This is a genomic window from Acinetobacter puyangensis (genome assembly GCF_900096995.1).
Taxonomy (GTDB): Bacteria; Pseudomonadota; Gammaproteobacteria; order Pseudomonadales; family Moraxellaceae; genus Acinetobacter; species Acinetobacter puyangensis.
The window spans coordinates 210,399-235,597 of sequence record NZ_OANT01000005.1; the positions used below are offsets into that span (position 1 = coordinate 210,399).

The window sequence follows — 25,199 nt, forward strand, 5'->3', positions numbered from 1 at the left end:
ATTTGTCAGCTTCTTTTGGAAATAAATTCAAAACTTTAAGTTATTTTTCATCGGTCTGAAATAATGCCGCCACAAAAGACTTGGCAGAAAACGGTCGTAAGTCATCAATTTTTTCACCGACACCAATATAGCGAATCGGCACATGGGTTTTACTGGCAATATTAAACAGCACACCACCTTTTGCTGTGCCATCAAGTTTGGTAATGGTCAGTCCTGTTAACCCCACCGCTTCATCAAACATTTGTACCTGATTAATGGCATTTTGTCCTGTACCTGCATCCACCACCAGCATAATTTCATGAGGTGCGGTAGCATCAATTTTTTGCATGACCCGTTTTACCTTGGTCAATTCGTCCATTAAATGCGATTTATTATGTAAACGCCCTGCTGTATCGGCAATGAGTACATCGATACCTTTGGCTCTGGCGCTTTCAAAGGCATCAAAAATCACCGATGCACTGTCGGCACCATGACCTTGTGCCACGACAGCAATATTATTGCGTTCCCCCCAAATCTGTAACTGTTCAGTTGCAGCAGCACGGAACGTATCCCCTGCGGCAAGCATCACTTTTTTACCTTCACCCTGTAAGCGTTTTGCCAGTTTACCAATGGTGGTGGTTTTACCGACACCATTTACCCCAACCACCAAAATTACAAAAGGTTGTTTATTGGGATCGATATGCAAAGGTTTTACCCGTGGGGCCAGCAAAGTGACCAGTTCTTCCTGTAATGCCTTATAAAGGGAATGGGAGTAAATCAGATCGCCACGTTCGGTACGCTCGGTTAAATTTTTAATAATGGTTTTGGTGGCATCTACCCCAATATCGGCCACCAGCAGTTGATCCTCAACTTCTTCCAGTAATTCATCATCAATTTCCTTGCCACCGACCAGAATATTAACCATACCATCAGCAAGGTTTTTACGGGTTTTACTCAAACCCGATTTCATGCGGCTAAAGAAACCACCTGATTTTTCTTCTTGTTCGTCTTGCTGAGATTGTTCATTCTCTTTTTTTGCGATCTCAGCTTCTATACTTTGTACCGGTTGGGTTTGCTGTACTCGTGGACTTTCCACCACAGGTACATTTATAGCAGCAAGACTTGGCAACGTTACATCATCATCAGTAATATCAGCATCAATCAAAATTTTTTGTTGTGAATTTAACGGTTGTTGCATGCGAAGTCCTTGATGCCTAAATAGAGTCAAACGATCTATTTATTGTAGCACATTTACTTTTTTCAACTAACATTTACCAAACGAAACGTAGTTGCCTTGCGATCACATCATTTTTATCGAAAAATGGCTTAAAGCTTATCTCAGTTTGATCTATAGTAGCTTTTTATTTTTCTATTTTACTCAATGACCTGAATGATGGCACATGAAATTTTTAAATCGAATTCTCTCTCTATTATTATTTAGCACTTTATTGATAAGCAGTTTGAGTCATGCAAAAAATGCCGAGCTCAGTACAACCTTATATAACGGTTTAAAAGTCATTATCCGAGAAGATCATCGTGCACCGTTGGCTATGATGCAGGTCTGGTATAACGTTGGCGGTGCAGATGAACCTGAGCATTTACTGGGGATTTCCCATGCGCTTGAACATATGATGTTCAAAGGGACAATTCGGGTACCGAATGACGAAATAAAAAGAATTAATGCCCAATATGGTGGTAGTTTAAATGCCTATACCAGCAATAATTATACTTATTATTATCAGTTTTTTCCCAAAGATTATCTCAATCTTGCGCTGGAACTCGAAGCAGATCGCATGAGTAACCTGTATTTGCGACAACAGGATTTTGCAACAGAAATTAAAGTGGTAATGGAAGAACGTCGACAGCGGACCGATGACAACCCACAGGCACTTGCATTTGAGAAATTCCGCTACCTTGCTTATCCGACTAGTCCCTATCGCAACCCTGTGATTGGCCCAATGTCCAGCATAGAACAACTGGGCTTAAATGATTTGCAAAGCTGGTATAATACTTGGTATACACCTAATAATGCCATCGTGGTGATTGTCGGTGATGTGGATGCAAAACAAACCCTACTACAGGTACAACGCTTTTTTGGTGATATTGCCAAAAAAAACCTTCCAACACAGCCAGACTTAAATGAACAAATAAATACCGGTTATCGACATCTGGACGAATATTCACGCATACAAGTACCAAATTTATATATGGCATGGAACGTGCCAAGCTTGGTCACAGCCTCGCAATCACAACAAGCCTATGCATTGAGCCTACTTAAAAATATTCTCGACGGCAGTATTTCCTCACGATTAAACAGTGAATTAGTGCGTAAAGAGAAAATTTTAACCACAGTCAATGTGAATTACGACATGATCAATCGGGGTGATACTTTATTTAGTATTACTGCAATTCCTGCGGCGAAAACCAGTCTGGCAGAGGCACAGGCAGCGATTGAAAAAGTCATCAATCAACTCAAAACAGAGCTGGTTTCTCCAGAAGAATTACAGCGAGTGCAATCCGCCACATTATCACAACTCATATTTAGTCAGGATACTTTGCAAGGTCAGGCACAATTGATTGGTCGTTTGGAAGTGAATGGCATCAATCACCAAATCATTAATCAATTCCCGATTTTATATGACAACATTAGCGCACAAGATATACAGAATGTGGTGCAGCAATACTTAAATCGGGACAATTTGGCGACGCTCTATCTACAATCCGAAGACAAAAAACCGAAACCTAAAGAAACTGAAGTTGCTGAACCTCCTGTTGCAGCAGAGGATATACAGGAGATTAACCCATGAAAAATTTAACGCCTTGTGTATTACTGTGTTCAATACTGACAAGTCCATTTACATCTGCACAAGAGTTTGAACAAGATTTCAACCTGAATTCAGACCCACAGCGACAACAACCGATTACTGCAACACAATATCTGCAAAGCCTACGGGATTTACCATCGCATCAAAGCTTTAGCGCACCCTATGTGCAGGAAATCTATAGCGATAACAAAGTGCGTACTCTCTTTGCCGAATCACATAGTTTACCGATTGTTGATATTCAGCTGACCTTTAATGCAGGTTCTGCCCGCGATCAAAGTATTGGCAGTGGTTTGTATGGCCTGGCAAACCTGACTGCACAATTACTCAATGAAGGTACTGCAACACAATCTGCCGATGATATTGCACGAACCTTTGAAAATCTGGGCGCACAATATAGTGCTCAAGCCTATCGTGATATGTTTATTATCAAACTGCGTGTGATGTCCGATGAGAAACGCCTAACGCCTGCCATCAATCAACTGATTTTAGTGTTAAAAGGTGCGAACTTTCCGCAATCAAGTATTGATCGCTTATTTAGTAATGCCCAAGTTGGTCAACAACAAGTGCAGGAAAATCCAAGTCGAACCATGAGTGTACGATTTTATCGGACAATTTACGGCAAGCACCCTTATGCAGAGCCAGTCACCGGTACGATTCAAAGTTTACGCAGAATTTCCTCCCGTGATATTCAGGCATTTAAAAATCGCTATCTGGTCGCCAATAACATGAACATCGCCATCACGGGTGATCTTAATGCAATTCAGGTAAAGAAGATTACCAACCTGATTAGCCACAATCTGCCACTCGGCGAACCGGCAGCAGCATTGCCTGATGCAAAGCCCCTGGAAAAATCAACCATTATCAATTTGGCTTTTAATTCATCACAGGCGCATGTCATGATGGGCGAAATCGGCATTCAACATGCGCATCCTGATCAATTTGCATTACAGGTCGGCAATGAAATTCTCGGTAGTGGTGGATTTAATTCCATGTTGATGAAAGAACTTCGGGAAAAACGGGGCCTGACCTATTCGGTATCCAGTCGTTTCAACAGTATGCAGTCGCAAGGCCTATTTAGCTTAAATTATTCGACCAATCGTGAGCAACTTTTAGACAGTATCGAAGTGAGCTATCAGACGCTGCTGGATTTTCTCTATCAGCCTTTAGACGAGAATCTGGTCGAGAGCACAAAAACCAGTATGCTCAGAGCCTTCCCACAAATTCTGAGTAGTAATGCCAGTATTAATGCACAACTCGGTATGATGGGTTTTTATCAATTACCCAGCAATTATCTAAGTGAATATCCCACTTATATTTCCAGTGTGACTGCTGAAGATATTCAAGCCGCATGGCAACGTCATTTTGATCCACAAAAAATGCTCACCATTACTGCCGGCAAAGATATTGATGGTGAAGCGATTGCCAAAATTTATCGCACTGTATTACAGCGACACTTGGAAAATAGCCAGCCCACAAAGACTTCCCAGATAGAATCAGGACAACAGCCAATGCAGCAACAATAACGATACAAAAAATATGAGCAAAAAATCAGCTCAGCTTAATCTTCATTCTTTTGAAAATGAATACGATTGCGCTCAAAATGTAAAATACGTAAAAATTTGAAATATTTATATTGATTAATCGGTTCTTTCTGTTGCAACAAATCCGTTGCCAAACCTTGCGTATGGGGATACAAATACTGGGCAGTATATTGGACAACTTCTTGTCGTTGCTGGATGGCCACTGGGCGATCCAGTAAATGTATTGCCCACAGCAAAATCATGGCAATAATGCCATACATTACAATACATTGATAACGATCAATTACAGCAGAATGCGTAGCCAAAAACGTTTTGAAAGTATGTTTTAACTGATAGATAGCATTGGTTTTCATAGGCGGAGTTTAACCAGCAAAATACATTCTCTCAAGCGTTGTATGTTATTTTTTATATGCAAGCGACAACTATTGACACACAACACAAATTACAGTATAAGTGGTAAAGATAAGTAAGACTTATCAAGCGATATGCTTTGATTATTCAAATAAATTGTTAGACTTTAGCTCCCAATAAATATTAAAGTCTCTCAACACCATTGCTACAGCGTATTTTTACTTTTTATTGTCATTTAGGTGTCATGTTTTTTTGACATAGTAAAAGTCGCTAGAAAAGCATATCCAAATGATAATGATGATGTTATCCATTTATTACAAATATAAAGGAGTCGAAAGATGAAATTTACACATACTGCTATCCACCAACTTGAGCATTTATACTCAACAGGTGTCAACACAGTACAAACAGAAATGGATTACCGTAATGGTATTTCCCAACTGGAAACCGCAGCCCGTGCTGGTCATGGTAAAGCAGCAATGTTCTTGTCACAATTATATTATCAGGGATTTCGTGTAGAACGAGATTCGCTGAAAGCACAATATTGGCAAGACTTAGCATGCCAAGAAGCTTAGGTTAATCAACACATCAAATGCCACATATCGTGGCATTTTTGGTTTTTATAAGTTCAATATTTCATTACCGAAGAGTAAATATATTTCAAATATCAAAAAAAATGCCAGCACAAAGGCTGACATTTACCAATGACAATAAAATCGCTTCTTAACGATACACAATACCGCCATCGGTCAAAATAGATTGACCCGTAATGTAGTCTGAATCTTCACTGGCAAGGAATGCCACCAATGCAGCGACATCATCAGGTGTTTCTACCCGACCCAGTGCAATACCTGCAACATATTTTTCATAGGTTGCGCCAAGTGGTGCATCTGTAATTTCAGAGAAACGCTTGTCGATCTCAACCCACATATCTGTACCCACAATACCAGGGCAATAGGCATTCACAGTAATTCCAGAACTGGCATATTCTTTTGCCGCAGCTTGAGTTAATGCGCGCACAGCAAATTTGGTCGAAGAATAAACACCGAGTAAGGCAAAACCATCATGCCCTGCAATTGAACAGGCATTTACAATTTTACCTTTTTGTTTTAATGCCTGAAATTTCTTGGCTGCGGCCTGAATACCCCAGAGAACACCACCCACATTAATATCAGTAATACGACGGAACTCTTCTGGTGTGACATCACTCAAAGCTTGTACCTGAGCAATACCCGCATTATTAATGATGATATCAAAACCACCCAAGGTGCTATAAGTATGTTCAATTGCTGCGGTAATCTGTTCAAGCTTACTAATGTTCGCCACAAAAGTCGTTGCCTTAACATTCAAGGCTTCTACTTCTGCCAGTGTGGCATTTAATTTATCTTGATTCAGATCGACTAATGCAACATTTACCCCTTCTTCAGCAAGTCGTAGGGCAATGCCTCGACCAATGCCTTGCGCTGCACCTGTAACTAAAGCAACTTTTCCAGTTAATCCTCTTGGCATTTTCTCGCTCTCTGTTGTGACATATAAATTTTGTAAAACAACCATAACCCTAGTACCAGAAAGGCACAATAAAATTATGGTTATTGTTTGTTAAACATTAATCTTAACTTGGGTCAGATAACGTCAAATGTTGAAAACCATTTATATCAAACAGTTATTCGTACTTCAAACCACTGGATCATTGCAAGCGCCTAAGGATGTACGATAATTTTCACCGCTGATTCATTATTATGGATCAGTGTTTCAAAACCCTGTGAAACCAAATCATCAAGTGCGATACGCTGGGTAATAAAGTGTTCTAAATTAATTTTCCCCTGCTCCACCAGTTTAATGGTTTCCTGATGATCATTAACATAGGCAATGGTTCCGCGAATATCCAGTTCTTTCATCACCACGCTATGCACATTGACACTTGCCGGATGACTCCAAATTGAAACAATCACCACGACACCTGTCGGTTTCATGGCCGCGACCAATGTATCAAGAACTTTGTTGACACTACTACATTCAAAAGCCACGTCAACACCTTGATCCTGAGTAATTTTCATCACTTCAGTGATCACATCAACCTCAGAAGGGTCCAGAATATAATCTGCAACACCCGATTCTCTGGCTTTTTCCTTACGTTTAGCACTTAACTCCGTGATGATGACGGTTAAACCTTTGGCTTTTAAAATCGCAGATAACAATAAGCCGATAGGACCTGCACCGCCGACCAAAGCAATATCACCTGCTTTTGCCCCACTACGTACATAAGCGTGATGACCAACCGACAAAGGTTCAATTAAGGCTGCCTGATCTAAAGGAATTTTATCGGAAATAGGGTGTACCCAGCGACATTGTACAGCGATCTTTTCTGCCAATCCACCTCCACGTCCACCCAAACCAATAAAGTTCATATTCTTGGACAAATGATATTGATCACCCGGACCTGTCGGTACATCATCCGCGACGATATAGGGTTCAACCACAACATGTTGTCCCACCTGAATATCATCGACACCTTCACCCACAGCATAAACCACACCGGAAAATTCATGCCCCATTGTGACAGGCGCAGATTCACCAGAAATCGGATGTGGATGTCCGCAAGGCGGGATAAAAATCGGCCCCTCCATAAACTCATGTAAATCTGTACCACAAATCCCACACCATGCAACCTGAATACCCACAGTACCCGCGGCGACTTGTGGTTCTGGAATATCCTCAATACGGATATCACCACGATCATAAAAACGTGCTGCTTTCATCACTATTCCTTCCGTTGTTTCCATTATCCAGAGTCTATTGGCAATTCATTCATTTCAAATAGACCCTAAATATATGAACGATCCTTGTAAAATGATGTATGAATTCTTTAACCTACAGCAAATGTTGCATACACCATACGATTAAATGTGAATTGCCCGTTGCATACTCGCCAGAATAGATTCATGCATCGCTTCAGACAAAGTTGGATGTGGAAAAATCACTTCGACCAGACTTTCATCTGTAGCTTCAAGATGCTTGGCAATGGCAAAGCCTTGAATCTGTTCGGTGACTTCATGCCCGACCATATGTGCGCCAAGTAACTCACCAGTTTCAGTATTAATGATGGTTTTGACAAAACCTTCTGCGGCTCCAAGTGCTAGTGCCTTACCATTGGCAGACAATGGGAATTTACCAACGTGAATACTGTATCCTTCTGCCTTGGCTTTTTGCTCGGTTAACCCGATACTCGCCACTTGCGGATGGGTAAAAATACAGCCTGGAATTTGAGTTCGATCCAATGCATGAACATGTTTGACACCAGCAATTTTTTCGACGCACAAAATTGCTTCATGACTGGCTTTATGCGCCAGACAAGGTGCGCCAGCAACATCACCAATGGCATATACACCAACCACATTGGTTTTACACCATTGATCTGTTTTGATAAAGCCACGATCAAACTCAATACCCAAGGCTTCGAGTCCCAGATCACTGGAATTTGGACGCACACCAATCGCAGATAGCACCCGATCAAAGATTCGGGTTTCGATACCATTTGAACCTTCAATTTCACATGCGACCTGATCGCCTTGAACCGTCACGGCATTGACTACCGATTCCGTTAACACTTTCATACCACGTTGTTCAAACTGCTTTTGTACATACTGGGCAACTTCGGCATCTTCGGTTGGTAAAATTTGCTTGGCAATATCAATCAAGGTCACGTCACAACCCAAATCCAGATATAGACTGGCAAACTCACTACCAATTGCACCTGAACCAATCACCAGTAAAGATTTTGGTAAGACCTTTGGTACAAGCGCTTCCTTATAACTCCAGACATATTCACCATCAACAGGCACTTGTGGCAAAGTAGCAGCTTTCGCACCTGTGGCAACGATAATATGTGGTGCAGAAAGTTGTTGGGTTTTACCCTCTGCATCCGTCAGTTGTAACTGTTCTTTGGCGATAAATTTTGCTTTGGCATTAAATACGGTGACATTGTTTTTCTTTAACAAATGACCAATGCCTTGCACTAGTTGTGCCGAAACCTGGCGACTGTGCTTGACCAGTTGGGTAATATCAAAATCGACTTGCGACACTTGAAAACCAAACTGCCCTGCATGTTGAATTTGATGTGCCAATTCTGCACCTGCAAGCAATGCCTTGGTTGGAATACAACCCCAGTTAAGACAAATGCCGCCTAAGTGACTAGCTTCTACCACAGCGGTTTTTAGCCCGAGCTGGGCTGCACGAATTGCAGCCACATACCCGCCAGGACCAGCACCAATCACGATTAAATCAAATTGTGTGTCTGACATGCTGATCCTCCTACACTAAAATTAACGCAGGATTTTCAACGAATTGTTTAAAACTCGCCAAGAATTTTGCACCCACGGCACCATCAATCACCCGATGATCACAAGATAATGTAGCAGTGACAATCTGACGAATCACAATTTCGCCATTTTCCACCACAGTACGCTGTTCTGATGCACCGAGTGCCAAAATCGCACCTTGTGGCGGATTAATGATGGCATCAAACTGCTTGATACCCAACATACCGAGATTGGAAATACTAAAGCTGCCACCCTGAAATTCATCTGGTGCTAATTTTCCAGTTTTGGCACGGGTTGCCAGATCACGCATTTCGGTGGAAATTTCTGCCAGAGATTTCTTGTTGGCAGCCTTGATGATTGGCGTAATCAAACCATTATCAATTGCGACGGCAACCGAAATATCGGCTTCGGAAAATTGTAGAATTTGCTGATTTTCCTCATCGTATTGCACATTGACCGCAGGCACTTTAATCAGTGCAGCACTGGCCGCTTTAATCAACATGTCGTTAATGGACAATTTCACCTGCGGCACAGTGGCGTTGATTTGCGCCCGTAGCTGCTGGATTGCATCCACATTTAAATCGACAATTAAACGAAAATGCGGTGCATTGCGTTTGGCTGCCTGTAAACGTGAAGCAATGGCACGGCGCATCCCATTCATAGCAATTGTAGTGACTGTTGCCGCTGGTTCAGAGGTATTCTGCTGTCCATCTGTCTGTTCTACAGGTGGATTTTCACGGAGATATGCTGCTTCCACATCCTCTTTACAGACACGACCACGAGAACCGGAAGCACGACAATCATGTAAATTGATGCCCCATTCCTTCGCCAGACGACGTGCCACAGGCGTTGCAGCAATCTGACTGTCGTCAGCACTGGATTTGACAATTTTACCGCTTGCCTGATTTTTTACATCGGGCCAACTACCGCCTGCCGATTGCACCGCTGCCTGAATATCATTCACACTAATCCGATTTTCGCGTCCTGTGCCTGTTACCTTGGCAAGATTAACATTATATTTTTCTGCCAGTTTTAAGGCATGCGGTGTAGCGAATAACGCATCAGTCGCTTGATAACCCTGTAATTCTGATGGTACACGATAGCTCCCCTGTGCCACAGGTGCAGAAGTTTTTGTTGCAACTGCTGCACTTTTTTGCACTGGCGCATTCGTCGCTGTTGCGGATATTTCAGCGACTTTTGTTGTTTGCTGTTCAGGAGCAGCCTGTTCAGTTTTAACTGGCTGTTCAGCAGCTTGAGTACCACCTAAGGATTGCACATAGACATCAATCTCGGCATCAGACACATCAGCATCGGCACAGACTGCGATTAAACCACCGACAGGTAGCGTATCGCCATCTTTTGCCAGAATTTTTCGCAAGGTACTCTCAAAAGGTGCTTCCAATACATTGACGATTTTTGTGGTTTCAATCTCACAAATTTCCTGACCTTTGCTAAAACTGCTACCTTCCTGAATCAACCACTGGGCAATGGTGCCTTCTTCCATGGATAATCCCCATTTCGGGATTTCCAGTGTTTTAATCTCGCTCATCCTAAGCCTCCAGAGTTTTACGTACAGCCTGTTCAATACGTTCTACACTCGGCAACCATTCTTTTTCCAATACAGGTGAGAATGGCACAGGCGTGTGCGGTGGCGTGACCAGTTCAATCGGTGCTTTTAGATAGTTAAAACCTTTTTGTGCAATCAGTGCAGCCACATCATGCGCAAAGCCACAACGAGCTGCCGATTCATCGACAATGACCACACGACCAGTTGATGCCACAGATTCCAGAATACCGTCTTCATCCAGAGGTGAAATGGTACGTGGATCGACCACTTCAACCGAAATGCCTTCTTTGGCCAGTTTGTCGGCAACTTCATTGGCACGATGTACCATCAAACTTAAGGCAATAATGGTGACATCCGTCCCTTCACGGGTATAGTTCGCCACACCAAATGGAATGGTATAGGACTCATCAGGCGCATCACCCTTGATGTCATATAATAGTTTATGTTCACAGAAGATCACTGGATCGTCATCACGAATGGCTTGAATCAATAGACCTTTTACATCATAGGGATTTGATGGCACTACAACTTTTAAACCAGGTACAGAGGCAAATACGTTATAAGGTGATTGTGAATGTTGCGCTGCGGCAGAAAAACCTGCACCGATCATGCCGCGCACCACCATTGGTGCTTTGGCCTTACCACCAAACATATAGCGGAATTTTGCGGCTTGGTTATACATCATGTCATAGCAAACACCGTAAAAATCCATAAACATCAAATCGGCAACCGGACGCAAACCTGTTGCTGCGGCACCTGCTGCCATCCCAATAATGGCAGATTCGGTAATCGGTGTATCAATCACACGCTCCGAACCAAATTCGGTCCATAGACCTTTGGTGACACCAAGTACACCACCAAAACCTTCTAACTTATTATCATCGGTATTTTTACCACCATGACCACCACGGACATCCTCACCCACCACAATGACGGCTGGATCACGACGCATTTCCAATTCGATGGCTTCTTTAATGGCATTTCGATAGCTTTTAACTGGCATGATTTACTATTCCTTTAGTAAGACACATAAACGTCTGTAAGAAGTTGTGATGTTTCCGGATATTTTGCGGCACGGGCTTTTGCCACGGCATCATCGACATTGGCTTTTGACTCGACATCAATCGCATCAAGTTTGGCTTCATCAATTTTGCCTTTAACTTTTTCACGGAAAATTTTTAATGGATCCTTATTTTCTTTGACATAATCCAGCTCTTCTTTAGAACGAATCAAACCTGGATCACCTTCAAAATGCCCGTAGAAACGGTTGGTAATGGTTTCAATGACACTTGGTCCTTCACCACGACGAGCCCGTTCAATGGCTGCGTTGGCTGCTTCATAGACTGCAAAAAAATCCGTACCATCAACTTTTTGTGCTGGCATACCAAATGCTGCTGCACGACCTGCAATATCTTTACTACCTACTGCATAGTCATGTGCTGTACCTTCACCAAAACCATTATTTTCAAACACAAAAACCACAGGAAGTTTAAGTACCACAGCCATATTCATGGCTTCAAAAGTCAAGCCCTGATTGGAACCGCCATCGCCTGTAAATGATAATCCCACCCCCCCGGTTTTTAAGGTTTTAGCAGTTAGTGCTGCACCAGTTGCCAAAGGAGGCCCACCGCCAACGATACCATTAGCACCCAGCATGCCTTTATCCAGATCGGCAATATGCATGGACCCGCCCTTACCCCGGCATAAACCATCATCTTTACCAAAAATTTCCAGCATCATGCCGTGAATATCACAACCTTTGGCAATACAATGTCCATGTCCGCGGTGGGTTGAGGTAATGTAGTCCTTGTCAGTTAAATTTTCACAAATTCCAACAGCAACGGCCTCTTCTCCACTATATAAATGAATAAAGCCAGGTATATCGCCTGTGTTATTTTCATCGTGAAGTCGATCCTCAAATTCACGAATATCACGCATACGTCGGTATGCAGTCAGCAATTGTTCTTCCGTTAATTGCATATCAATGATCCTTCTTTACTCAATTAAAAAACAATGACTCATATATTTGCGAGTATTTAAATCTATTTAAACACCCATATCTTTATATAAAATTATTTTAAATAAATAAGCTATTAGACTAAAAAAATATTTTTATGAAATTTATAATAAAAACCATTAAAACAATAATTTAAAACACTTAAAATAATTGTTACTTTTTATTATTTATCATTCACTTATAAAAACAAACCTTCAACCAACCTTGTTTTAATATAATGATCCATTTGATTATTAAAAATCCATCAACAATGATCAAAAAATAGTTTGACATTATAATTAAATTTCGCTTTATTAGATATATATTTTAAAAGGAATTTAAAATGAATCAATTATTAAATACACCACCCGATATACAGCAATTTAATAGACAAAAAAATCTGCACTCTGCAATATTGTCTGCTGGCACACCAGTTGAGGTAAATTCTGCACATACCCTTCCGAAAGCACAGCAAAATCATAATACGGGTATCAAACTACGTGGCGCAGAAAAAGTTGCCAGAATCCCAGTTAAAGTGATTCCAACCACAACTATTCCGGAAAAGCCTCGCTGGATTCGTGCCAGAATTAGCCAGCCAGAAGAAATTAAGCGCATCAAGAATTTATTACGCCAACAAAAACTGCATACGGTATGTGAAGAAGCGGCTTGTCCAAATCTGCCACAATGTTTTGGTGGGGGCACAGCAACTTTTATGATCATGGGCGATATTTGCACCCGCCGTTGTCCATTTTGTGATGTGGCACATGGTCGCCCCAATGCACTTGATCCGGAAGAACCGCGGCATCTGGCAGAAACGGTGGCAAATTTAAAACTCAAATATGTGGTAATTACATCTGTTGATCGTGATGATCTATTAGATGGCGGCGCCCAGCATTTTGTCGAATGTATTAAGGAAATTCGTAAACGTAGTCCTGATACTTTAATTGAAATTCTGGTGCCGGATTTTCGCGGACGACTGGACATTGCCCTCAATATTTTGGCGGAAACGCCACCGGATGTGTTTAATCATAATATCGAAACTGTACCCAGACTTTACAAAGCCATGCGCCCTGGTTCGGATTATCAGCATTCACTTGATTTACTGAAAAAATTTAAAGCCCTGCGTCCGGATTTAGTTACCAAATGTGGATTGATGGTGGGGCTAGGCGAAATCGAAGCGGAAGTTTTCGCCCTGCTTAACGACCTGGATGATCATCATATTGATCTGGTCACTATAGGACAGTATTTGCAGCCGAGTAAATCGCACGCAGCCATTCACCGTTTTGTTGCTCTAGACGAATTTAAACGTTATGAAAAACATGGCAAACAACTGAATTTTAAAAATATATGGAGTTCACCCATGGTTCGTTCCAGCTATTATGCAGATCGGCAATATCATGGCGAATCCGTACCAGATTCGTTGGTTTAATTTTGATCAAATTTGCCAATGTATCCCTATCCGGTTTTTGTTTGAATAGGTCTGTATCGCTATCTTAGTAAAATTAAATTGCAAAACGATAAAACTTGCTACAGCAATCATACATTGATCGACTATCGTTCAATTTGTGATTTATCTTAATATGTTAACTTCTTCACGACTCTACGGATTTGGAGTCGTCAATCAGTGATCAGGAAGTATTGTATGGATACTCAACGTTCTAAATCACAGTCTTATACCCAATTGCCTACACCTCATCATGCTCCTTCAGCAAATGTGGAAGCTGCACCTATTTTAGCCCTGACGCAAGACTGGCAATCTTCAGTGTTTGGCAATGCAATCGCCTTAAACCAGTCTAGCCTAGCCGATATTGCCGAAGATGCCGGTATGGCAATTGGCGTTACCGATCCATGTGGCACTTTACTCTGGACATGGAGCAGCCGGGCGATGCGCACTTCTGCCGAACAGGTACACTTTGTTGAAGGCGGTCAATGGGATTTGCAATCCGTTGGCACCAATGCACTGGGACTGGCATTGCATACGCATACCACAAGCTGTGTCTATTCTCATGAAAATGCCATGCAAAGTGTGCGGGACTGGGTCTGTTATGCAACCCCGATTATCGACAAAATAACCAAACAATATTATGGCATTGTCAACTTATCCACCAAGTATAAAAAGCACAGTATTCTAGGTAAACTTGCGGTTGAACGCTGCTCAGATATTATTTTGGGAACGTTGCAATGCATTAAACAGGATCGTTTGACCATTCATGCATTTGGAACACCCCGCGTATCATTTAACCATCAATCATTGGCAATCACCCATCGGCAAATAGAAATCCTATGTATTTTGGCTCTTTGTCCTGCCGGTATTAGTCTGGATGAATTACACTATGCCTTATATGGTGACCGTGATGTCAGTAGTAAAACCTTAAAATCAGAAATTTCCCAGTTACGTCATCTATTAAATGATCATATCCAGCCCCGTTCCTATCGTTTGACCTGTGAAGTACAATGTGACTTCATCACTGCCGAGCAATCACTCAATTCGGGTTGCTTTTCGACGGCATGTAATCTTTATAAGGGAAATTTTTTATCTAAATCGGATAGTCCTTTTTTAAGAGCATGGCGTGAATCATTTGATGCCAGACTCAGCTATCATATTCATCAATCACATGATGTCGAACAATTACTCGCGCTGGTACAACGAGCACCCGACCGTATTGATGCAGTCGAACGTTTACTGGATCTTTTACCTGTCAGCAGTCCGTATCGGGATAAAATCTCTTCGCTTTTAATGCTATAACACAGCCCTTCCATGCACATACCCGGAAAATCCGGATGACATGGCAGGCAACATGATCCAAGATATATTGGCACTTCATTATCTAGTTAAATAAAATCAAACATGTTTTACTTGAAATTTACTGTCAAATTCATTAAAATTCGCCTTCGCACTTCTGCGACACAACTATTTTTGGTTGTGACTCCTTGCTTCTGACACACATTGTCAGGGGCTGTTTAAACCGTAAGGAGCTGACAATGCGTCACTACGAAATCGTGCTTTTGGTACATCCAGACCAAAGCGATCAGGTTGTGGGTATGGTTGAACGCTATATCGCACAAATCAAAGAAGCTGGTGGTCAAATCCATCGCTTAGAAGATTGGGGCCGTCGCCAATTGGCTTACCCAATTAACAAAATTCATAAAGCACATTACATTTTAATGAATGTTGAATGTGGTCAAACAACGCTTGATGAATTAGAAGAATTATTCCGTTATAACGACGCAATCATTCGTAATATTATCATTCGTCGTGAACATGCAATCACCGAAGAATCTTTATTGGCTAAGAGTGCTGAAGAAAAACGTGCCCGTAAGGCGCAACGTGAAGAAGCACAACAGTCTCAAGAATCAGTTGAAGGATAAGGAGAACACACATGGCACGTTTTTACCGTCGTCGCAAGTTCTGCCGCTTCACAGCTGAGAAAGTTGCATACATCGACTACAAAGATATCGACACTTTAAAACAGTACATCACTGAAAATGGCAAAATTGTTCCTAGCCGTATCACTGGTACTCGTGCGCGTTATCAACGTCAATTAGCGCTTGCAATCAAACAAGCTCGCTACTTGTCTTTGATTCCTTACACTGACAACCATAAGTGAGGTGAGCTGTGGACATTATTCTATTACAACGCATTAAAAACCTTGGTAAATTAGGTGACAAAGTTGCAGTTAAAGCTGGCTATGGTCGTAACTTCCTAATCCCTCAAGGTAAAGCTGTTGCTGCAACTGAAGCAAACACTGCTGCTTTTGAAGCGCGTCGTGCTGAACTTGAGAAACAAGAAGCAGAAGTATTAGGTGCTGCAAATGTACGTGCTGAACAATTGAACGAAGTAAATATCGTCATTACTGCAAAAGCTGGTGATGAAGGTAAATTATTCGGTTCTATTGGTACACGTGATATCGCTGATGCCTTAACTGCTGCTGGTCTTACAGTAGACCGTTCAGAAGTTCGCCTACCAAATGGTGCACTTCGTCATACTGGCGAATTTACAATTTCTGTTCAATTACATCACGATGTAACTGCTGAAGTTCTTGTAACAATCGTTTCTGAATAATTTCTCTTTCTAGACAAGTTATTCAAATAAGAGGCATGTGGAAACACATGCCTTTTTTTGTTGTAATGACCCCACCCTCTATTCATTTTTAATGCTAAAATCTTATCCCTCAATTCATCGATAATATTTCTTTTAGGTACTATTTCTTATGTCGGCTAAGGACAAACAAGCGTCTTCCAAAACGACAAATTCAGATAATGCAGTAAACGATCAACAAAAAAACTTTCGTACACCACCGCATAATTTGACGATGGAACAAGCCGTATTGGCTGCATTGATGACGGTTGCAGAATCGTGGGAAAGCATTGCCGATATTTTAACTGAGCATGATTTCTATGCTGCACGCCACCGCTATATCTTTCAGGCGATTGCAAAACTGGCCAATTCAAATCAGCCTTATGATGCAGTACTCGTGAATGATTGGCTTGCAAACCAACATTTGCTGGAAGCTGCCGGTGGCGAATCCTATCTCATGCAATTGATGTCGGAATCACCCACCTCTTTATTTAACCTGCCAAGCTATGCCGAAAAAGTAAAGGAACAATCGACCTTGCGTAACATGATCGGGGTCGGTAATGAGATCTTACAGACAGCCTATGACCCCAAAGGACAAACTGTTTCCGACTTATTAGACCTTGCCGAAACCAGTATTTTTTCCCTTGCAGAACAACATAATAATCGTCAGAGCAAAACCGGGCCACAATCAATTAGTGATGTGGTCACTTCCGTGGTCAGCAAACTGGATGAGTTATCCAAGCTCGACAGTAACATTACCGGTCTATCCACCGGCTTTGTCGAGCTGGACAACAAAACCTATGGCATGCAGTCAGGTGACTTAATCATTGTCGCAGCGCGTCCATCCATGGGTAAAACAACGTTTGCCATGAATCTGGTTGAGAGTGTACTCTTTAACTGTGATCTACCCGCGCTGGTTTTTTCCATGGAAATGCCGGCAGACTCGATTGCCATGCGGATGATTTCTTCTTTTGGCCGTGTCCATCAGGGACATTTGCGTTCTGGTAAACTGGATGGTGATGAATGGTCTAAAGTCACCAGTACCATTGTCCATCTGGAGTCAAAGCATCTTTATATTGATGACTCTTCTGCCCTACCACCGACTGAACTGCGCTCCCGGGCACGTCGTATTGCCAAACAGCATAATGGTAAAATCGGCTGTATCATGGTCGATTACCTACAATTGATGAAAGTACCGGGTATGGGCGATAACCGAGTAGGTGAAATCTCGGAAATTTCCAGAAGTTTAAAAGCACTGGCAAAAGAGATGAATTGTCCGGTAATTGCCTTGTCACAGCTGAACCGAAGTCTGGAAAACCGCCCCAATAAACGCCCAGTCATGTCCGACCTGCGTGAGTCCGGCGCAATCGAGCAAGATGCCGATTTAATTATGTTTATTTACCGTGATGAGGTTTACAATAAGGAATCCAAAGAAGCCGGTACAGCCGAAATCATTATTGGTAAACAGCGTAATGGTCCAATTGGTACTGTGCGTTTGGCTTTTGAGGGACAATACACTCGATTTAGTAATTTATCCCCAGAGTTCTACAATAATTTTCAAGAAAATGAAGATTAATTTCTTCGTCGTTTAAGGAGTTTCGCTGTGCGTCAGGCAACGGTTTGTATTCACAAACAAGCATTACAGCATAATTTTCAACGTGTAAAACAACTTGTACAAACTGCAAAAGTTGTGTGCATGGTCAAGGCCAATGCCTACGGTATTGGGGTACAGCCTGCCATTGAAGCATTTAGCGAAGCTGATGCTTTTGGTGTTGCCTGTTTGGATGAAGCACTGGAAATTCGCAAACTGGGCAATCAGAAACCGATTACCCTGATTGAAGGGGTGTTTAGCCAGAATGAAATGGCGATTGCCGTTGCAGAAAAAATTGAATGTATCGTACATCATCAGCAACAACTCGACTGGTTATATACTTACAAAGAACAGTATCAGCAAGCCGGTTTAAAAGTCTGGGTAAAACTCAATAGTGGTATGAATCGTCTGGGATTTAAAGTAGCGGAAATTATTGACGTTATTCAAAAATTAAAGTCCGATGGTTTCCATTGTGTACTTGCCATGCATTTCGCCAATGCCGATGTTCCCGATCATCCGATGAACCAACAACAGATTTCACAACTATTACAAGTCAAAGCTGCCTGCATGCCGATTGAAGTTTCCTGCTGTAATTCAGCGGCTATTTTCAATTATCCTGAATTGCATTTCGATTATGTTCGTCCTGGCATTATGCTTTATGGCGCTTCTCCTTTTGAAGATCGTTCCGCTCAGGATTTGGATGTACAACCAGCGATGCAATTTAATGCTGCCATTATTGCCATCAATCCGATCAAAGCAGGTGAATTTGTCGGTTATGGTTCTCGCTTTAAAGCGCCTAAGGATATGACCATTGCTGTGGTATCAATTGGCTATGGCGATGGCTATCCGCGGGCCTTTGTAAAAGACAATTTTGTTGCGATTGATGGTCAGTTGGTGCCTGTTGTCGGACGTGTCAGCATGGACATGATCACCATTGATGTGACCGACATTGCTACACAAGTCACCATCGACACACCTGTTGAGCTATGGGGTAAAACCCGTCTAGTCGATGATGTTGCAACAGCCAACGGAACGATTGGTTATGAATTGTTATGTCGTTTAAGCAATCGCCCTAAACGTATCATCGAGTAATCATGCTTGCGCTTTTATGGAATTGGCATAAAAGCGCAATAAACTATGAAAAATCAATCCATTCATCATCAAATACATCTCTCAAGATCTTTTCTTTATCAATATTTAATATAAAAAAATAAAATTTGCTTATTTTGAAGAATAACAGTGCAGGCGTACTATTTAGGTATTGAAACACATGTCGTATAGTATTGTAGGAAAACGTAATGAACGCCAAAGTAGAAACTCAATTTTTAAATACAACAGCATATAGCCAATTAAATCAGCAACAAGCGCAAGAGATTCTCGAAAAGGCTCAAAACTACGCAGCAGAAAATGAACTGGACTTTACCGGTAGCCTGACTCCACAGGATGCATGGCAATTGTTTCAAAGTGGACAAGCGGTTATAGTCGATGTACGTACCAATGAAGAGCGTAAATTTGTTGGTTATGTTCCGGAAACCACACACATTGCTTGGGCAACTGGTACCTCTTTTAACCGCAATCCACGATTTTTAAAAGAACTGGAAAATAAAGTCGGCAAGGATAAAACGATTTTACTCTTATGTCGTAGTGGTAACCGTTCTGCATTGGCCGCAGCGGCTGCCTATCAGGCGGGGTTTGAACAGGTGTATAATATTCTGGAAGGGTTTGAAGGTGATCTAAACGAACAACAGCAGCGCAACCAGGGCAATGGTTGGCGTGTTCATCAATTACCGTGGGTACAGGATTAATTTTACCCATCACACTCGTTTAACAACAGTTGCCCCAAGTGAAAATCCCCAAAGTAAAGGAGTACACCGTGTCACACTGGCAAATTCAACATGTGATTCATGGTCTGCAACATGCCCGACATGACTGGCGTGAATCACAACAACGTGCCAAGGAATTTGGCGGGCGTGAACTGCCCTCCAAAGAAGCCTTAAAACAAATTCTAACTGACTTGTGTGGCATTCTGTTTCCGATGCGACTCGGTCCAAGCGAACTGCGTCAGGAAGGCGAAGATTACTATATTGCCTACACCCTTGATCGTGTACTGAATGATTTATTTCAACAGGTGATACTCACCTTAAGTTATGAAACCAAGCGTTTGCATATTCAGCAGGAGTTGGTACAGCATAGAGAACATGCGCATCAAATTGTACAGAATTTTGCCAATGATTTGCCTACAATCCGACGATTGCTGGATGCAGATGTACTGGCAGCATTCGATGGTGATCCAGCCGCCCGAAATGTAGATGAAGTACTACTCTGCTATCCGGGTATTTTTGCGATTATTTATCATCGTATTGCCCATCAGCTGTTCCCGCAGGTGCCTTTGCTGTCGCGAATTATCTCCGAATTGGCACACTCTGCAACCGGTATCGATATTCATCCCGGCGCACAGATTGGCAAAGGCTTCTTCATCGATCATGGTACCGGTGTGGTCATCGGCGAAACCTGTATCATTGGCGAACGGGTCCGTATTTATCAGGCCGTGACACTGGGTGCAAAACGCTTTGAAATTGACGATTCCGGTTCATTGAAAAAAGATTATGCCCGCCATCCTATTGTTGAAGATGAAGTCGTGATTTATGCCGGTGCAACCATTCTTGGACGTATTACCATTGGTAAAGGTTCAACCATTGGCGGGAATGTCTGGCTAACCCACAGTATTGCTCCAAATAGTCAGATTTTACAATCCAGTTCAGAGCAATCAACCAAAAAAACCTCGTTATAATTTAAACTTGAAATTATTGCGATTTTTGATAATTTTTCCAAATATCCATGCAAAGTTTCAGCGAATTTGGCGATTTCATCCATTTTTAGTAGCAAATAAAGCAGCAGTTTGACGGCAAATATGCATCGTGAAACTGCTGTGATCTAAACAATTCTCTCTCAATCCGAGTGCCCATTTATCCACTCCTTATCTTACTATAATTGCAAATAGGTATCTCTTATCATTTATATATATTTTTTATTCATATATTTATCTATATAAGTTATATAGAATATTTTATGGTAACATTATCTTAATTTGTTATTTTCCAAAACGTTTTTTTCCTCTTATCTTATATACATCTTGTTAACAACGCCGTATGTAGGACAAATTGATGGCAAAAAATAGTGATAAAACTCAACTTGCGCTTGGTGATATCGCAGCTCGCCAGCTCGCCAATGCAACGAAAACCGTTCCTCAGCTTTCCACCATTACTCCCCGTTGGTTAACCCACTTATTGCAATGGGTACCTGTTGAAGCGGGTATTTACCGTGTCAACCGTGTAAATAACACCGATGATATCCAGGTGGCATGTACACAGCGTGATGAGGCGACTTTGCCGCAAACTTTTGTGGACTATGATCCTCAGCCACGTGAATACTTCCTAAATGGTGTATCAACAGTTCTTGATGTGCATACCCGTGTTGCCGATCTCTATAGCAGCCCGCATGACCAGATTAAAGAACAATTGCGTCTGACCATCGAAACCATCAAAGAACGTCAGGAAAGTGAACTGATCAACAACCCTGAATATGGTTTATTGGCCAGTGTAACAGATGATCAACGTTTATCGACTTTAAGTGGTCCACCTACCCCTGATGATCTGGATGATTTATTACGTAAGGTATGGAAAGAACCAGGATTCTTCCTTGCACATCCGGATGCGATTGCCGCTTTCGGTCGTGAATGTACCCGTCGTGGTGTTCCACCACCAACAGTAAGCCTGTTCGGTTCGCAGTTCATTACATGGCGCGGCGTACCACTGATTCCTTCCAACAAAATTCCTGTGGAAGATGGCAAAACCAAAATTCTATTGATCCGTATCGGTGAAAAACGTCAGGGCGTTGTTGGTTTATTCCAGCCGGGTCTTGCAGGTGAACAATCACCTGGTTTATCTGTACGTTTCATGGGGATTAATCGCAATGCTATTGCGTCTTATCTGATCTCATTATATTGCTCTCTTGCGGTACTCACCGAAGATGCGCTTGCTGTATTAGAAGATGTGGAGATAGATAAATATCATGACTACCCAGTTAACTACAAATAATCCAAGTAGTCATGCGGGTGTAAATGACGTCGGTGGTGTACAACCACCGGCAAATTTACCCGATGAAGCTACTATAGCCCGTTTGGCGAATGAGTTTTTTTCGACTCTACCCAATTCCGGACAGAATCCTTCCGGTTTGAATTTGGATTTACCGAATGTGGCACCTCCTCCGCACCCACCACAACCTGCCGAAAATGTTACGGCATTAAGTGGTCGTGCCCCCAATATTGCGTTCCAAAAAGGTCTGAATCCGGAATTACCCGATCATATTCCCAATTTACCAGACTATCCCGAGCGTCGGGCTGTTGCTTCTGCACCGGTGATTGGCGGGGCAAATTTACCTAAACCGCCCTATGAACCGCATTCGCCAAAAATTGCTCATCCACAACCTAGCATTCCAGTTGTGGCTGCTGAAGCACCACGTGCGCAAACTGACTCGCCATTTTATTTTTTAAATCAGGCATCTTCTGGTTCAGCACCTAGCTCTGCTTCTCCGGATTTAAATGATTTTAGTCGTGGCAACGATCACGGTAATATCGCACAATCCTTTCATTTGCCTTATGGAGATGACTTAACATCTTTATTAAGAAATGATTCGGCTCAGGTGCAAACACCGCAAAATAGCCAATCGGCATTTTATTTTCTGGACGCTTTTCCTCAAAATCAGCCGCATGTCGGTAATATTCCACAGAGTTATCATGCAGATAAAACTCATTTTACGCCGAGCAGTGCCCAGCCACTTGATGTATTTGCAATTCGTAGGGATTTTCCAATCTTGCAAGAACGGGTGAACGGTCGTCCGTTAGTCTGGTTTGACAATGCGGCAACCACACAAAAACCGCAAAGCGTGATTGATCGGATTGCTTATTTTTATCAGCATGAAAATTCCAACATTCATCGTGCTGCACATGAGTTGGCTGCGCGTGCTACCGATGCCTATGAACATGCCCGTAATGTTGTGGCACGTTTTATTGGTGCAAAATCGTCCAAAGAAATCATCTTTGTTCGTGGTACAACCGAAGGCATTAACCTGATTGCCAAAAGTTGGGGTGAGCAAAATATTGGCGAAGGTGATGAAATCATCGTCTCCAATCTTGAGCATCATGCCAATATCGTCCCTTGGTATCAATTAACCAAGAAAGTCGGTGCCAAATTACGGGTTATCCCTGTTGATGATACCGGTCAGATCATTCTGGAAGAATTACCAAAATTGATCAATAATCGTACTAAGCTAGTATCGATTACTCAGGTATCCAACGCACTGGGGACTGTAACGCCTGTTGCAGAAGTCATTCAGATTGCCCATGCCCATGGCGTCAGAGTATTGGTGGATGGTGCACAATCTGTATCGCATATGCCAACTGATGTACAAGGTATCGATGCCGATTTCTTTGTGTTCTCAGGCCATAAGGTTTTTGGTCCAACTGGTATTGGCGCAGTGTATGCCAAACCTGAAATTCTGGAAACCATGCCAGTTTGGGAAGGTGGCGGCAACATGATTCAGGATGTCACCTTCGAACAAGTGGTCTATCAACCTGCACCGAACAAGTTTGAAGCAGGTACCGGTAATATCGCTGATGCGGTAGGTCTGGGTGCGGCGCTTGAATATGTTGAACGGATTGGTATCCAAAACATTGCAGCCTATGAACATGCCCTACTAGATTATGGTCAAAATGCTTTAAGTAGTGTTTCAGGTTTAAGACCGATTGGTACAGCATTGAATAAAGCCAGTGTGATGTCATTTACGCTGGAAGGTTATTCGACCGAAGAAGTCGGTAAAGCGCTGAATCAATATGGTATTGCTGTACGTTCCGGACATCATTGTGCACAACCTATTTTACGTCGTTTTGGTGTAGAACAAACCGTGCGTCCATCGGTGGCATTCTATAATACAACCGATGAAATTGATTTAATGGTATCTGTCCTGCATCAATTGAGCAAAAAGAGAAAGCAGTACTAAGCTATTTTCTCGAATAAGCAAAGTAATCAAGCCGAATTGTACGCAATTTGGCTTGATTGATTTAAAAATCTAATTATTGATTTAAATAAAAAATAAACTCACTACAGCCGCAATTTTCTTCTTTCTATTCTTATAAATCACATCCAGAATGGATTACCATTGTATTGATCCGGCATCATTATGGAATGTACCCGTTGGTCCATCATCATCCAATAATGCAAATTTAATGGCAATTTTTGCCGCTTGCTCTGGTGTGCGTTCACCATAATGATCGGTTGCATCCGTTGCGGTTAAACCTGGGCAAATCGCATTAACCTTAATATTTTGATCGGCAAGTTGTTTTGCATAGCTTAAAGTGAGTGCATTTACTGCGGCTTTTGAAGCCTGATATGTTGGCATCACCACATCATAATAAATCCAGTCTTTTTGATTGCGATAATTAAAAGAAGAAAGGACTGAAGAAACATTCACGATACGACCATGCTGGGATCGCTTTAATAGCGGAATTACAGCTTCTGTTAAAGCTGCCGTACCGACGACATTTGTTTCAAGTGTTTTGGATAATTTTTCTCGAACGGATAGCTCTGGATAAAAATCCAGACTAATACCGGCATTATTGATCAAAATATCTAATCGACCATATTCACGACCAATCTGTTCTACCAAACGATCAATCGTCGCCTGATTAGTAGTATCCAGCTCGACAGCTTCAATGCTAATATTTTCAGTACTCAACGCTTCGGCAACTTTTTTTCCTTGCTCTAAATTTCGTGCACCCAGCAAAACTTTCACGCCTTGTTGTGCAAGTCCTGCCGCTATGGCGCGACCAATGCCTCGTGTTGCGCCACTGACTAAAGCAATAGATTGATATTCACTCATGAGATTTCTCTTTAGG

General features: G+C 42.1%; 23 protein-coding genes. 14 read left to right on the forward strand and 9 right to left on the reverse strand.

Going from position 1 to position 25,199, the window contains the following annotated elements:
• Positions 1-40 precede the first annotated feature (40 nt).
• Entirely contained in the window at positions 41-1,177 is a 1,137-nt protein-coding gene (ftsY, locus tag CRO21_RS11250) for a signal recognition particle-docking protein FtsY (RefSeq protein ID WP_097079404.1), read from the reverse strand.
• A gap of 202 nt (positions 1,178-1,379) precedes the next feature.
• Between ftsY and CRO21_RS11255 the strand changes: the two genes are divergently transcribed.
• Together CRO21_RS11255 and CRO21_RS11260 are read left to right on the forward strand one after the other, a co-directional pair.
• Positions 1,380-2,786 (forward strand): M16 family metallopeptidase, encoded by a 1,407-nt coding sequence (locus tag CRO21_RS11255; RefSeq protein WP_097079405.1) that lies wholly within the window; start codon positions 1,380-1,382, stop codon positions 2,784-2,786.
• Positions 2,783-4,327, forward strand: a complete 1,545-nt coding sequence (locus tag CRO21_RS11260) for a M16 family metallopeptidase (RefSeq protein ID WP_097079406.1) — start codon at positions 2,783-2,785, stop codon at positions 4,325-4,327. Before CRO21_RS11255 ends, CRO21_RS11260 begins: the two co-directional genes overlap by 4 nt.
• 35 nt (positions 4,328-4,362) lie before the next feature.
• On the opposite strand, the gene CRO21_RS11265 is transcribed toward CRO21_RS11260, so the two are convergent.
• Positions 4,363-4,698: a hypothetical protein gene (locus CRO21_RS11265; RefSeq protein ID WP_097079407.1), complete on the reverse strand. Its 336-nt coding sequence runs from the start codon at positions 4,696-4,698 to the stop codon at positions 4,363-4,365.
• 336 nt (positions 4,699-5,034) lie between these two features.
• Here CRO21_RS11265 and CRO21_RS11270 point away from each other — a divergent pair, with 336 nt between their 5' ends.
• Positions 5,035-5,271: an SEL1-like repeat protein gene (locus tag CRO21_RS11270; RefSeq protein WP_097079408.1), complete on the forward strand. Its 237-nt coding sequence runs from the start codon at positions 5,035-5,037 to the stop codon at positions 5,269-5,271.
• Positions 5,272-5,419: 148 nt separating this feature from the next.
• Here CRO21_RS11270 and CRO21_RS11275 read toward each other — a convergent pair whose 3' ends face one another.
• From CRO21_RS11275 to CRO21_RS11300, 6 genes are all read right to left on the reverse strand, one after another.
• A complete protein-coding gene (locus CRO21_RS11275; RefSeq protein WP_097079527.1) occupies positions 5,420-6,205 on the reverse strand; it encodes an acetoin reductase in 786 nt (261 codons plus the stop codon).
• Between the two features lie 191 nt (positions 6,206-6,396).
• Positions 6,397-7,455 carry a 2,3-butanediol dehydrogenase gene (locus CRO21_RS11280; protein ID WP_097079409.1) on the reverse strand — a complete coding sequence of 353 codons (1,059 nt, stop codon included), beginning with the start codon at positions 7,453-7,455 and terminating at the stop codon, positions 6,397-6,399.
• Between the two features lie 141 nt (positions 7,456-7,596).
• Complete coding sequence (gene lpdA / locus CRO21_RS11285) at positions 7,597-8,997, reverse strand: dihydrolipoyl dehydrogenase (protein WP_097079410.1); 1,401 nt, start codon at positions 8,995-8,997, stop codon at positions 7,597-7,599.
• A gap of 10 nt (positions 8,998-9,007) precedes the next feature.
• Positions 9,008-10,564 (reverse strand): 2-oxo acid dehydrogenase subunit E2, encoded by a 1,557-nt coding sequence (locus CRO21_RS11290; RefSeq protein ID WP_097079411.1) that lies wholly within the window; start codon positions 10,562-10,564, stop codon positions 9,008-9,010.
• Position 10,565: 1 nt separating this feature from the next.
• Positions 10,566-11,585 (reverse strand): alpha-ketoacid dehydrogenase subunit beta, encoded by a 1,020-nt coding sequence (locus CRO21_RS11295; protein WP_097079412.1) that lies wholly within the window; start codon positions 11,583-11,585, stop codon positions 10,566-10,568.
• Between the two features lie 14 nt (positions 11,586-11,599).
• Positions 11,600-12,562 (reverse strand): thiamine pyrophosphate-dependent dehydrogenase E1 component subunit alpha, encoded by a 963-nt coding sequence (locus tag CRO21_RS11300; RefSeq protein WP_097079413.1) that lies wholly within the window; start codon positions 12,560-12,562, stop codon positions 11,600-11,602.
• 359 nt (positions 12,563-12,921) lie between these two features.
• Here CRO21_RS11300 and lipA point away from each other — a divergent pair, with 359 nt between their 5' ends.
• The 11 genes from lipA (at position 12,922) to CRO21_RS11355 (ending at position 24,304) form a co-directional block, all read left to right on the forward strand.
• On the forward strand, positions 12,922-14,007 hold the full coding sequence (gene lipA, locus CRO21_RS11305) for a lipoyl synthase (RefSeq protein WP_097079414.1): 1,086 nt from the start codon (positions 12,922-12,924) through the stop codon (positions 14,005-14,007).
• A 213-nt stretch (positions 14,008-14,220) separates the two neighbouring features.
• Positions 14,221-15,324 (forward strand): transcriptional regulator, encoded by a 1,104-nt coding sequence (locus tag CRO21_RS11310; RefSeq protein ID WP_228150424.1) that lies wholly within the window; start codon positions 14,221-14,223, stop codon positions 15,322-15,324.
• A gap of 236 nt (positions 15,325-15,560) precedes the next feature.
• Complete coding sequence (gene rpsF, locus CRO21_RS11315; protein WP_097079415.1) at positions 15,561-15,947, forward strand: 30S ribosomal protein S6; 387 nt, start codon at positions 15,561-15,563, stop codon at positions 15,945-15,947.
• A gap of 11 nt (positions 15,948-15,958) precedes the next feature.
• A complete protein-coding gene (gene rpsR, locus CRO21_RS11320) occupies positions 15,959-16,186 on the forward strand; it encodes a 30S ribosomal protein S18 (protein ID WP_097079416.1) in 228 nt (75 codons plus the stop codon).
• Between the two features lie 8 nt (positions 16,187-16,194).
• Positions 16,195-16,641 carry a 50S ribosomal protein L9 gene (gene rplI / locus CRO21_RS11325; RefSeq protein ID WP_097079417.1) on the forward strand — a complete coding sequence of 149 codons (447 nt, stop codon included), beginning with the start codon at positions 16,195-16,197 and terminating at the stop codon, positions 16,639-16,641.
• Between the two features lie 148 nt (positions 16,642-16,789).
• Positions 16,790-18,232 (forward strand): replicative DNA helicase, encoded by a 1,443-nt coding sequence (gene dnaB, locus CRO21_RS11330; protein WP_097079418.1) that lies wholly within the window; start codon positions 16,790-16,792, stop codon positions 18,230-18,232.
• 27 nt (positions 18,233-18,259) lie between these two features.
• Positions 18,260-19,339, forward strand: coding sequence for an alanine racemase (gene alr, locus CRO21_RS11335; RefSeq protein ID WP_097079419.1), 1,080 nt, complete (start codon positions 18,260-18,262; stop codon positions 19,337-19,339).
• A 206-nt stretch (positions 19,340-19,545) separates the two neighbouring features.
• Positions 19,546-20,052, forward strand: a complete 507-nt coding sequence (locus CRO21_RS11340) for a rhodanese-like domain-containing protein (protein WP_097079420.1) — start codon at positions 19,546-19,548, stop codon at positions 20,050-20,052.
• 68 nt (positions 20,053-20,120) lie between these two features.
• Positions 20,121-21,038, forward strand: a complete 918-nt coding sequence (gene epsC, locus CRO21_RS11345) for a serine O-acetyltransferase EpsC (protein WP_097079421.1) — start codon at positions 20,121-20,123, stop codon at positions 21,036-21,038.
• A gap of 373 nt (positions 21,039-21,411) precedes the next feature.
• Complete coding sequence (locus tag CRO21_RS11350; protein WP_097079422.1) at positions 21,412-22,344, forward strand: family 2A encapsulin nanocompartment shell protein; 933 nt, start codon at positions 21,412-21,414, stop codon at positions 22,342-22,344.
• A complete protein-coding gene (locus CRO21_RS11355; protein WP_097079423.1) occupies positions 22,319-24,304 on the forward strand; it encodes a family 2A encapsulin nanocompartment cargo protein cysteine desulfurase in 1,986 nt (661 codons plus the stop codon). Before CRO21_RS11350 ends, CRO21_RS11355 begins: the two co-directional genes overlap by 26 nt.
• A gap of 153 nt (positions 24,305-24,457) precedes the next feature.
• Here the strand turns inward: CRO21_RS11355 and CRO21_RS11360 are convergent, their stop codons facing one another.
• Positions 24,458-25,183 (reverse strand): SDR family oxidoreductase, encoded by a 726-nt coding sequence (locus CRO21_RS11360; RefSeq protein WP_097079424.1) that lies wholly within the window; start codon positions 25,181-25,183, stop codon positions 24,458-24,460.
• Positions 25,184-25,199: the final 16 nt, after the last annotated feature.

Bases quoted from the DNA above. Each gene is read 5' to 3' on its own strand.
- CRO21_RS11360 (WP_097079424.1), bottom strand. From the start codon at position 25,183: ATGAGTGAATATCAATCTATTGCTTTAGTCAGTGGCGCAACACGAGGC.
- CRO21_RS11350 (WP_097079422.1), top strand. From the start codon at position 21,412: ATGGCAAAAAATAGTGATAAAACTCAACTTGCGCTTGGTGATATCGCA.
- CRO21_RS11340 (WP_097079420.1), top strand. From the start codon at position 19,546: ATGAACGCCAAAGTAGAAACTCAATTTTTAAATACAACAGCATATAGC.
- CRO21_RS11260 (WP_097079406.1), top strand. From the start codon at position 2,783: ATGAAAAATTTAACGCCTTGTGTATTACTGTGTTCAATACTGACAAGT.
- CRO21_RS11300 (WP_097079413.1), bottom strand. From the start codon at position 12,562: ATGCAATTAACGGAAGAACAATTGCTGACTGCATACCGACGTATGCGT.
- rpsR (WP_097079416.1), top strand. From the start codon at position 15,959: ATGGCACGTTTTTACCGTCGTCGCAAGTTCTGCCGCTTCACAGCTGAG.
- CRO21_RS11295 (WP_097079412.1), bottom strand. From the start codon at position 11,585: ATGCCAGTTAAAAGCTATCGAAATGCCATTAAAGAAGCCATCGAATTG.
- CRO21_RS11270 (WP_097079408.1), top strand. From the start codon at position 5,035: ATGAAATTTACACATACTGCTATCCACCAACTTGAGCATTTATACTCA.
- dnaB (WP_097079418.1), top strand. From the start codon at position 16,790: ATGTCGGCTAAGGACAAACAAGCGTCTTCCAAAACGACAAATTCAGAT.
- CRO21_RS11280 (WP_097079409.1), bottom strand. From the start codon at position 7,455: ATGAAAGCAGCACGTTTTTATGATCGTGGTGATATCCGTATTGAGGAT.
- CRO21_RS11355 (WP_097079423.1), top strand. From the start codon at position 22,319: ATGACTACCCAGTTAACTACAAATAATCCAAGTAGTCATGCGGGTGTA.
- lpdA (WP_097079410.1), bottom strand. From the start codon at position 8,997: ATGTCAGACACACAATTTGATTTAATCGTGATTGGTGCTGGTCCTGGC.
- CRO21_RS11290 (WP_097079411.1), bottom strand. From the start codon at position 10,564: ATGAGCGAGATTAAAACACTGGAAATCCCGAAATGGGGATTATCCATG.
- rpsF (WP_097079415.1), top strand. From the start codon at position 15,561: ATGCGTCACTACGAAATCGTGCTTTTGGTACATCCAGACCAAAGCGAT.
- CRO21_RS11265 (WP_097079407.1), bottom strand. From the start codon at position 4,698: ATGAAAACCAATGCTATCTATCAGTTAAAACATACTTTCAAAACGTTT.
- ftsY (WP_097079404.1), bottom strand. From the start codon at position 1,177: ATGCAACAACCGTTAAATTCACAACAAAAAATTTTGATTGATGCTGAT.
- lipA (WP_097079414.1), top strand. From the start codon at position 12,922: ATGAATCAATTATTAAATACACCACCCGATATACAGCAATTTAATAGA.
- CRO21_RS11255 (WP_097079405.1), top strand. From the start codon at position 1,380: ATGAAATTTTTAAATCGAATTCTCTCTCTATTATTATTTAGCACTTTA.
- CRO21_RS11275 (WP_097079527.1), bottom strand. From the start codon at position 6,205: ATGCCAAGAGGATTAACTGGAAAAGTTGCTTTAGTTACAGGTGCAGCG.
- CRO21_RS11310 (WP_228150424.1), top strand. From the start codon at position 14,221: ATGGATACTCAACGTTCTAAATCACAGTCTTATACCCAATTGCCTACA.